At 56.2% G+C, this 8,169-nt stretch carries 7 protein-coding genes and 4 pseudogenes; 3 read left to right on the forward strand and 8 right to left on the reverse strand.

The features are described from left to right. Nucleotides 1-25 precede the first annotated feature (25 nt). The 5 genes and pseudogenes from tnpB to HDF16_RS29695 form a co-directional block, all read right to left on the reverse strand. The gene (gene tnpB / locus HDF16_RS29675; RefSeq protein WP_348641467.1) at nt 26-427 is read right to left on the reverse strand and encodes an IS66 family insertion sequence element accessory protein TnpB; all 402 of its coding nucleotides are present in this window, start codon (nt 425-427) and stop codon (nt 26-28) included. Continuing rightward, nucleotides 424-762, reverse strand: a pseudogene (gene tnpA / locus HDF16_RS31490) (IS66-like element accessory protein TnpA); the annotation flags it as partial. The gene tnpB and the pseudogene tnpA, both read right to left, overlap by 4 nt. Before the next feature lie 91 nt (nt 763-853). After that, nucleotides 854-1,414, reverse strand: a pseudogene (locus tag HDF16_RS29685) (transposase); the annotation flags it as partial. A 281-nt stretch (nt 1,415-1,695) separates the two neighbouring features. After that, nucleotides 1,696-2,949 carry a caspase family protein gene (locus tag HDF16_RS29690; protein ID WP_184224500.1) on the reverse strand — a complete coding sequence of 418 codons (1,254 nt, stop codon included), beginning with the start codon at nt 2,947-2,949 and terminating at the stop codon, nt 1,696-1,698. A gap of 126 nt (nt 2,950-3,075) precedes the next feature. Beyond that, nucleotides 3,076-3,237 (reverse strand): hypothetical protein, encoded by a 162-nt coding sequence (locus HDF16_RS29695; protein ID WP_184224502.1) that lies wholly within the window; start codon nt 3,235-3,237, stop codon nt 3,076-3,078. Between the two features lie 285 nt (nt 3,238-3,522). On the opposite strand from HDF16_RS29695, the gene HDF16_RS29700 reads away from it, so the two are divergent. After that, on the forward strand, nt 3,523-3,768 hold the full coding sequence (locus tag HDF16_RS29700) for a hypothetical protein (RefSeq protein ID WP_184224504.1): 246 nt from the start codon (nt 3,523-3,525) through the stop codon (nt 3,766-3,768). A 626-nt stretch (nt 3,769-4,394) separates the two neighbouring features. After that, nucleotides 4,395-4,802: a hypothetical protein gene (locus HDF16_RS29705; protein WP_184224506.1), complete on the forward strand. Its 408-nt coding sequence runs from the start codon at nt 4,395-4,397 to the stop codon at nt 4,800-4,802. A gap of 89 nt (nt 4,803-4,891) precedes the next feature. On the opposite strand, the gene HDF16_RS29710 is transcribed toward HDF16_RS29705, so the two are convergent. From HDF16_RS29710 to HDF16_RS29720, 3 genes and pseudogenes are all read right to left on the reverse strand, one after another. Next, nucleotides 4,892-6,406 carry a UvrD-helicase domain-containing protein gene (locus HDF16_RS29710; protein ID WP_184224508.1) on the reverse strand — a complete coding sequence of 505 codons (1,515 nt, stop codon included), beginning with the start codon at nt 6,404-6,406 and terminating at the stop codon, nt 4,892-4,894. 429 nt (nt 6,407-6,835) lie between these two features. Further along, the gene (locus HDF16_RS29715; protein ID WP_184224510.1) at nt 6,836-7,042 is read right to left on the reverse strand and encodes a DUF2934 domain-containing protein; all 207 of its coding nucleotides are present in this window, start codon (nt 7,040-7,042) and stop codon (nt 6,836-6,838) included. A gap of 99 nt (nt 7,043-7,141) precedes the next feature. Further along, nucleotides 7,142-7,378: pseudogene (locus HDF16_RS29720) on the reverse strand (HU family DNA-binding protein); the annotation flags it as partial. A 371-nt stretch (nt 7,379-7,749) separates the two neighbouring features. Here HDF16_RS29720 and HDF16_RS29725 point away from each other — a divergent pair. After that, nucleotides 7,750-7,932: pseudogene (locus HDF16_RS29725) on the forward strand (Tn3 family transposase); the annotation flags it as partial. Nucleotides 7,933-8,169 lie beyond the last annotated feature (237 nt).

Genomic DNA, 8,169 nt, shown 5'->3' on the forward strand with positions numbered 1-8,169 from the left:
GAAGTATGCCACAATCACGCCCCACTTAACAGAAGAAAACCCTTGTGAACACTGGACGAAACCTTAAACACTCATCACCCGTTCGGCGGTGCGAAAGAGGCGCTCTCCAGTCGATCCCTTCGAGCAACATCGACAACTGAGCACGGCTCAGAGAGACTGTACCACTCGAAGCCTGGGGCCACACAAAACGTCCTCGTTCGAGCCGCTTCTGGAACAGGCAGAGTCCGTCGCCGTCGAACCAAAGCAGCTTCACCATGTCTCCACGCCGCCCGCGAAAGATGAAGATGTGACCCGAGTAGGGCTGCTGTTCAAGCGCTGTCTGGACCTGGGCCGCAAGCCCCTGAAAGCCCCGACGCATGTCCGTCACACCTGCCGCAATCCAGATCCGCGTGCCCGCGCCTTGCTCCTTGACGAGAAGGTCGATCACCCTCGCAGAACGGCACGTATCGCGGCGGGGTCTGCATGACCTTCCACACTGATCCGGACCTTGCCCCGGAGCTCGATGTGGATCGAACCACAGCTGGGAGTGACTGCCTCTTCTGCCGGTGGATCGACGACTTCGCGCTCCTCGATGCTCACAGGCAGAAGCTTCACCGCTTGAGTCATCTCGACGGACAGCTTGCCTTCGCTATACAAGCGACGCCAGTTGAACACCACGTTCGCGTTCAGGCCATGAGCACGAGCCACTCGCGCAACGCTTGCGCCCGGCTCCAAGGCCTGCTCCACAATCAGCCGCTTCTCAGCAGTGGAACGCCGCTTCCGGACCTGCCGGACAAATACCCCAGGAGCTTCCATCAACTCATCGTCAGGCCAGCATCGCCTAAAGGCTAGAGGGGAAGACCACACGCTTACCCTTCTTCAGCACTCCTCGAGCCTGGATGAATAGACTGCGGTAGAGGGTCTCGTGGGACACACGCATGCTCTCGTTGTTGGGATAGCGTCGCTTCAGCCAACCTGAAATCTGTTGTGGCGACCAGTTCTGGATCAGTTTACTGGCCACGATCAGCCGCAGCTTCCTGTGCCTTGCAAGCTGACAGGCCTTAGGTCGCAGAGCCAACTTCCAGGCCCGCTGATCGGCTTCACTGGCTCGATACACTGGCCGGCCGCCGTGGCGTGCGACCTCTCGACTTACCGTCGACGCAGCTCGACCGAGCCCTCCGGCTATCTCACGAATCGACGAGCCTGAAACTATCCCTCGGGAGATCTCTTCCCGCTCAGCCAACGTGAGGGTTCGCGGCGAACGGCGACGGGCGACCGGAGCGATCCCGCCGTGTTGCGCTAACAGGAACTGGATCGAGCCATGATCCTTGCCGAAGGCGCGTCCAATCTCATGCAACGACTCGCCCACCTTCCAACGCTGCCATATCTCGGCCTTCTGCTCCGCAGAAAGCCCGTACCGTCTTCCTTGTCTCATCAACACCACCTCCAAATCAGATAGTGTTGCATCGACCCGTTGAGACCGCCCCGTTTCGAGGGAACTTCATCCTCAATCGATTCGAGAGCCGCCCCTTAGTGAGTGACTTGGCCTGCTCTCGCCAACTGAAGTTGGCGTTGGTAAACACAAGCCGACTAATGAGATGGTGCGCCTCTGTAACCATCCATCTCGGGCGTGGAGCCAGCTCAAAGAGTGAGCTGAGTATTGCAAATAGCCTAAGCAAACTGCCTAACGCATCGTTGCAGGTATTCGTCTCGACTTCATCGATTGCCGGTCTCCACTTCGTTAGCGCAGGCGTCGATGAAGACGAGTTTGTGGCGAAATGGCAGCCTCTCGATATGCTGCATGATGTCCGAGAGAGGCATCCCATTGTCCTGCGGAAGGATTATGCCCCTTGTTTGTGGCTGAGTCAGTTCAGCTCTCAAACTGGAGGGTGGAAATGAATCGGCTGCGGCAAGCCGCTGAACTCCCTTCGAATTCCATCCATGGCCGGCGAAGTACAGAACGAAAGTCCCAGAATCGTCACCGTTCGATGCGTATTCGTCAATCTTCTTCAGTATCTGATTTTGCGTGACATCGATCATGGTCGATACTTCCGCGCCATGTGATTTCATCAAGGCCGTAAAGGCCTGAGCGTCCCTTGCTGAGTAGAGCAGTGAAGGAATGGCAGGTGAAGTGTATTTCGCTATCCCGATCGCAAGAACTTGCGTCTTGGCTGGCGCCCAAAGCGGGATGCTCGTTGAGCCATCGTTTACGACGAACGGCATCGGCTGACTCGGCGTGCTTAATGCTATCCGGGGATTTAGATAGCTGGCTAGCTTAGATAAATCAAGAACGCCTTGTTTCACTGGACCGATATTCGATTGCAGTGTGTCTATTAGCGCATGGGTGAAAACACCGGCGCCTGCCGCGGCGGACTCGAAAGTGTATCCTCCAGCAGGAGTAGCGTAGACTATGGTCGTTCCACTACCAACCGCAGCTTGCACTCCCACACGTTGAGCGGCTTGGTAGGCAACGACAGAGCGCTTCGGGTCTTCTTTAGATTGCGCGACGGACATGTCGGCAAGAATTCTTGATACACGGGGATCGTGCGACGCCTGCAACGTGTCTGTCGCGGTACTGTATACGGACTGGTCTTTAGACGTTGACGCGACCACCGACACAATATTGACGACGAGATCATCGTCATCCTGAACCGCCCGGCGCAGCGCGATCAAAGCGATTCGTTGTTTGGCGGGTTCTCCGCTGAGCAGATACTGAATCAGGTCCGTTGTGGCTTTGGCGTTCTGATTTCTCTCCTCGCGCCTCGCGGTTTCCTGTGAAGCCTTGAGTTGTTGAGCCTGCATATCCACTTGCGTTTGCTGAATGGTGTGGTTCAACACCAGAGTTAACGAGGCAATGACAACGCTCGAAAGTATGCTCGCGAGCACCCCTGCTTTGTCCCAGGAATCCTTCTTCTTGACTTCAGGGGCGGCAGTTCGCGGCAACGCTAGTGCCTTTTCGCGGAGGGACATTCGAGGCTGACGGAGATTCGACACGGCTCTGTTTTGTTGACGAGGCGATTATAGAACAGCATCCCGGTCATACAGCAAGAGTTTGCATGGCGAGCAACTGCGCTATGTCCGGTAAGTTGAAAGCCGCTAGTTCTTGATCCGCTCAAGCTTATCCTTCAGCGCCCTCCGCGCGGCCGTGAGTGCCTCATCCACGCATTCGAGCACATACTGCAGGTTCGGTACCAAGCGGGACAGGGCCGCGTAGTCTGCTTCGCTCAGGTAGGCACACGTCCTTGTCTGTTGCGGCATCTCGTTCGCCATCTCCCCGTAATGCCATCGAATGACGTGTGCGGCATGCGACGGTGTCTGAGGTTCGCTTTAGCGAATGTCGATCTAAGCACTAGGAACACTCGGTGGTTGATAAATCGCCGAGTCACTCATCGACTAAGGCGGAGCGCCCCGGGCGAGATTGCTGCAAAGTCGATGTTTGCGGCAATTACGGGGAGTTCTGGGCTGCCAACATCGGTCGTGATTGCCGCATTGTCGGACCAGTTCGTCCGGTTTGGTGGAGCCTAACCGGTACTACAATCGGGAATGCTCACGAACGGCCCCACCATCGCCATCTTCCGGGAGATTATCCAGGCGTGTCAGATCGACAAGGAGACGCTGGAGCACCACAAGATAGAGGAAGGGGCCGACGCTCCCAACCAAGCTGAACAGGCAGCGATAGAGCGTGTCCAACTCGTCCTCCGCGAGGCTATTGAGCTGATTAGAGCCGAGCTACCCTCAGAGGTTCCTCTCCAGGACATCGCGGGCTGGTCTGGGGATGTCTTCGCGTAGATGTTAAGCCGATCCCTTGCATTATTTTGGAAATCGTGGCGTGCGGACGACAGAGCCGGGTTCCCGAGCTGGTCAGCTCGGAGTTGCCGCAAACACCGTTTCCCGTGCACCTACGGAAGATTGTGAGCTCGGTCTGAAAGGACTCCTCCGGTTCACCTACGGGCGAAATCCTTCGAACTTCACATGAACTCCGTAAACCAAGTCAAGTTTGTTCGATGCGTCACTGAGCCTCTTGCCACAGCCGTCACACAAAACGATCAGTGTCTTGTTGTCTGACCACCGCAAGATCAACGGTTTCGTCTTTCGTAACTCCAGGACGTCTTCCGGCCAGTGGCCGTTGATCCGTTCCAACTTCTTGTTGTATTGGAGGGGTAACCGTTCGATTCTAACTGTGGCCAAATCTGAGATTGGGGTGTCGGGAAGCGTGTAGTAAAACTGTTCTGCCCTGAGCACCCCATCAGGATTGTCTTGATAAGTTTCTTGCAATTTATGGGGCACAGAGGGAAAGTCTGCATACGTCACCTCTACGTTATCCCACAAGCTTCTGAGCGCGGTTGAAGTCCTTTTAGGACAAAAGGGGATCGCTCGTTGCAGAACGGCGCTCTCGGCAACTCCACCGCGGCACGATGTCATTCTTCAGCAGGGAATTGAAAGCTAAATGCGGTCTAGGAGAAGCGGAGCATGATCACGGCGAGTGTCATGGCCACAGCGGAATGATCGGGTGGAAGTGGTCGGTGAAGGAAAAGCTCGCCGCCCGCACAGCTCTCAACCTGGCTTTGGACAGGGAATTGGCCGCCGTCATCCATGAAGCCAAGGAACGGGCCGAACGAATCAAGGAAGCATCGGATTTGTGGGAGATGGAAACGTGGCTTATCGATCAGCGAGAAGGGATTGCCCGCACCTTCGACTTCCGCTACTCCGTTCTAGCTCGAGTCTTTGCCACGCTACTGCGCGAGCGTCGAGTCAGTCTAATTGATTTGCGCGGTCTCGCTCAGGAGAAGCTAGACACAATCGAGCGATTGTCCCGCACCTGAAGACCGCTTGCCGCAGCTCTTTAGTTAAGAGCAGCTGGCACGGACGACTCTTTGAGGAATCGATCATTTGCTCGAGCTTGCTCAGCGCTCTAAGGGTGAAGGGGCCGCCCGAGTACCTCGGTGGTGGTGTTGCGGATACCGAAACGCTTTGCCACCTCCCGTGGGAGTTGAACCTCGAGTTTTGCTCGGGTCATGGCGACATACAGCAATCTCGCTTCGGATGCAGTGGCCCTGGCCGCCTCCGCTGATGCGAGGCGTTTCGCTCTCAGGAAGCCAGCTTCAAAATCAGGGTCGAGATAAACGTAATCCCACTCTCTCCCTTTGGATCGATGAGCAGTCGAACAGATGACCTGCGCTGTCGACTCATCGGGCTCACATTTAGAGAGCGCTCCCAAAATACGAGTTTCGTCGTGTTCCTGGACGAGATTGACCAGCGGTCGCAAGCCCTCACCCTCGGGCCGATTGCTGAAGCTCATCACGTCCTTCCATCCTTGGAAGCCGACAAGTTCCGGGGATTGCCCAGGTTGATTTTGCTTCACTCGCTGCACATCTGTAAGGACGCGCTCCAAATCCTTTGTTCCGCCAACCACGGCACACCGCAAGTTGCGAGCAAGGCACCTGAGGATGTTGGACATCACCGCTGCATTGCTGCGAGCGAGGATGGCGTCTGGCTTGACGCGACCAATGTGAGAGACGACGGATCTAGAGCCACGAAGGGGCTCTCGCGAACCTAGCGTGCGAAGTACGATAGTCGCCGCCGCCGCAATCTCGGGACCAAAACGGAAGGACTGTGACAGTAAGCAGCGATGGCTCGTTTGAACCTGGTCCATTGCGTTCACAGCCCCGCGCCACTCATAGATCTGCTGGTTTGCATCGCCCACATAGACAATCTGGCACTCTGATCGATTCAGCACTTCCAGTAGGACTGGGTTGAGGTCCTGCGCCTCGTCGACCATGATGTAGTCAGCCTGTGCGCGAGGATTCGACAGCGCCCATAGTTTCAGATAGCCATCATGCCCGAGCGGCAGGCCCTTTGGTCGATCGAGCATGCTCGACCAAAGATATCCAAGGTGCTCAGCGACCTGTTTCGCAAAGCTTTCGAACTGTTCAGAGCCCAGCCGCTCAAAGGCTCCATAGCGGGGGACATGCAACGTCGAGGGAGCCGCATCGCGGCTTTGGAGGAACAGCTTCAATCCGTCGCGGAGGACAGCAGCGTAAGACTTCTGCTCAAGCACAACTCCTGAATGGAAGGTAATTTCTACTGGCAGACGAAATGCCTGGAGGATCAGGTTGGGTGTCAGGCTTTCTGTGAGCTTCCACTCTGGATAGCCCAAGCTGCTGCGAACTGCCCGGAACGCGATCGAGTGCGTGGTTGCACATTTCACATGCGCCGGGAAGCGCCCTCGGGCTTCGGAGGCAATCGAGCGATTGAAGGCTAAGTAGAGAGCCGGGGAGGGCTTGCTGGCAGCCAGCATCTTCAACGTGGTTGTTTTGCCCGCTCCCGCATAGGCGTCGATCCGAAGATTCCCGCCAGCAAGAAACAGCTCGACCGCGAGGCGCTGCTCAGCAACGGGTTGAAAAGAGGGTGTATCTGATTGCAGCATTCATGACTGATCCTATTCGTTTCCTTCCGGAGTACGGCCCCGATCACTGGCATTACCTACCTGCCCAGCAGTTGAGCGGTTGTATTTCAACTGATAGTCGTTATCGGACATAGGGCGTCCCCTGCCACACAATCCGTACCCAACGGCATCATCCGATCGTCGTGATGAAAATACTGCGATAAACGATGGTCATTGCCAAACAAGAAGATCTCCGCAAATTGATCTCCAAATGGACTGCTGATAGCGAAGGATATAAGGCTGAGCGCATCGGTTGGAACGCTGCGACCTCAGCCGCCATGCAGCCTCCGTTGCGAAGCTAGAGGCTCACTCTCAGGCGATCGATCACTGCATTCTCGAGGTGCAGTTTCTGGGCAAATCTGATTGAATCTCGGACTTGATCAAAGGCAGGTCACCTTGAACTGTCATCGCCTACTGTTGCGTCCTCAACTGCTCCTCTGCATGTAACCAGTCCTGGGCATCGTCGCCGTGATGATGGCCCCGGTCGGCCCACAGTTGATATGCAAGCAATTCGACGTCTTGGTGCGTTGGAGGAACGTTAGATGGCTCCGCCGGCGCCGTCTTTTTCTTGGCTGCCGTTTTCCGTGGTGCTGTCTTTTTCTTGAGTGTCTCGGACATAGGATCTCCTGCTCGTGGGGTGGGCTCTCGTGTTGGATTCAAAGGAAAGATCCCCCGAATGCCTCCGAGGGACCATGATGTTCCATGTAGCGGATTGAGTTACTTTGTTGGAGCGATCGCGTCCTTCGCCGCCTTGGCGATACGGAACTTGACGACCGTCTTTGCCTTGATCTTGATCGATTCCCCAGTCTGGGGATTGCGGCCGATCCGCGCGGCTCGCTGTGCCTTTACCAGCTTGCCAAGACCGGGGATCGTGAACTCGCCGTTCTTTTTCGCTTCCTGTATCGCCGTGGCAGCCAGCAGTTCCGTAAAAGCAGCAGATTGCTTCGTCGTAAGCGAGTTCCCGCGTCTCTTCTGTCGTGAGCATGCTCGGGGACTTCAAGGCCTTTTGCGCGAGCTTCTTAAGCTTGGGCGATGTGATTGCTGCTGGAGCTTTGGCCATTCCATCAGTCTACGCGGCAAAAGACGCGCCTTATCGACGATAAGAGTCGGCGGAATCCATCTGTACATTGCGGAGATGCGCATTCCAATATGGACGTCGCTGGGAATTGTCAGACCGACGTTTCCGTCGACGTTTTGAAACTTACAGCGAGCATCGGGTGTCGCCAACAGCCAGGAGTCAACGAGCGAAATCGAGCGACCCTCAATCTGTCTTCGCGATCCGTCGTTCGGCGAGTAATTCAGGTAGACATACGTGGTTGAGTTCGGAACGCGCCGTTGCCGCCTTGCGTGAGCATGGCATCACTATCGACGATGAATCTCTGGCTCACCTGTCACCCATCGGCTGGGAACACATCAATCTGACCGGCGACTATACCTGGCAGGCCACTGGCCGCCTCCGAAAGGGTGCTTTCAGGCCTCTAAGACCCTTCGCAGCCTCAAACGAGTGATCGAAATTCCTTAGGGAGCCTCTGCGCAGGCGGCTGATTTGACGATGTCGGTGAGTGGCTTGAGTTGGCCGCCAGCTTTGTTTCGATACTGCGGTGCTTAGCTTGGTTTTGGTGGGGATCGCGCTGAGTTGATTGGCCGTTCTCGGGCGCTATGCAGCGAGCCCTGCCAGCCGCTTGCGGTGTAAGTAGAGGTTGATGAGGGCGAAGTTCGCGCAGAGCCGGTGATGGTTCTTGGCG

Origin of the sequence: Granulicella aggregans (assembly GCF_014203275.1) — a bacterium.
Taxonomy (GTDB): domain Bacteria; phylum Acidobacteriota; class Terriglobia; order Terriglobales; family Acidobacteriaceae; genus Edaphobacter.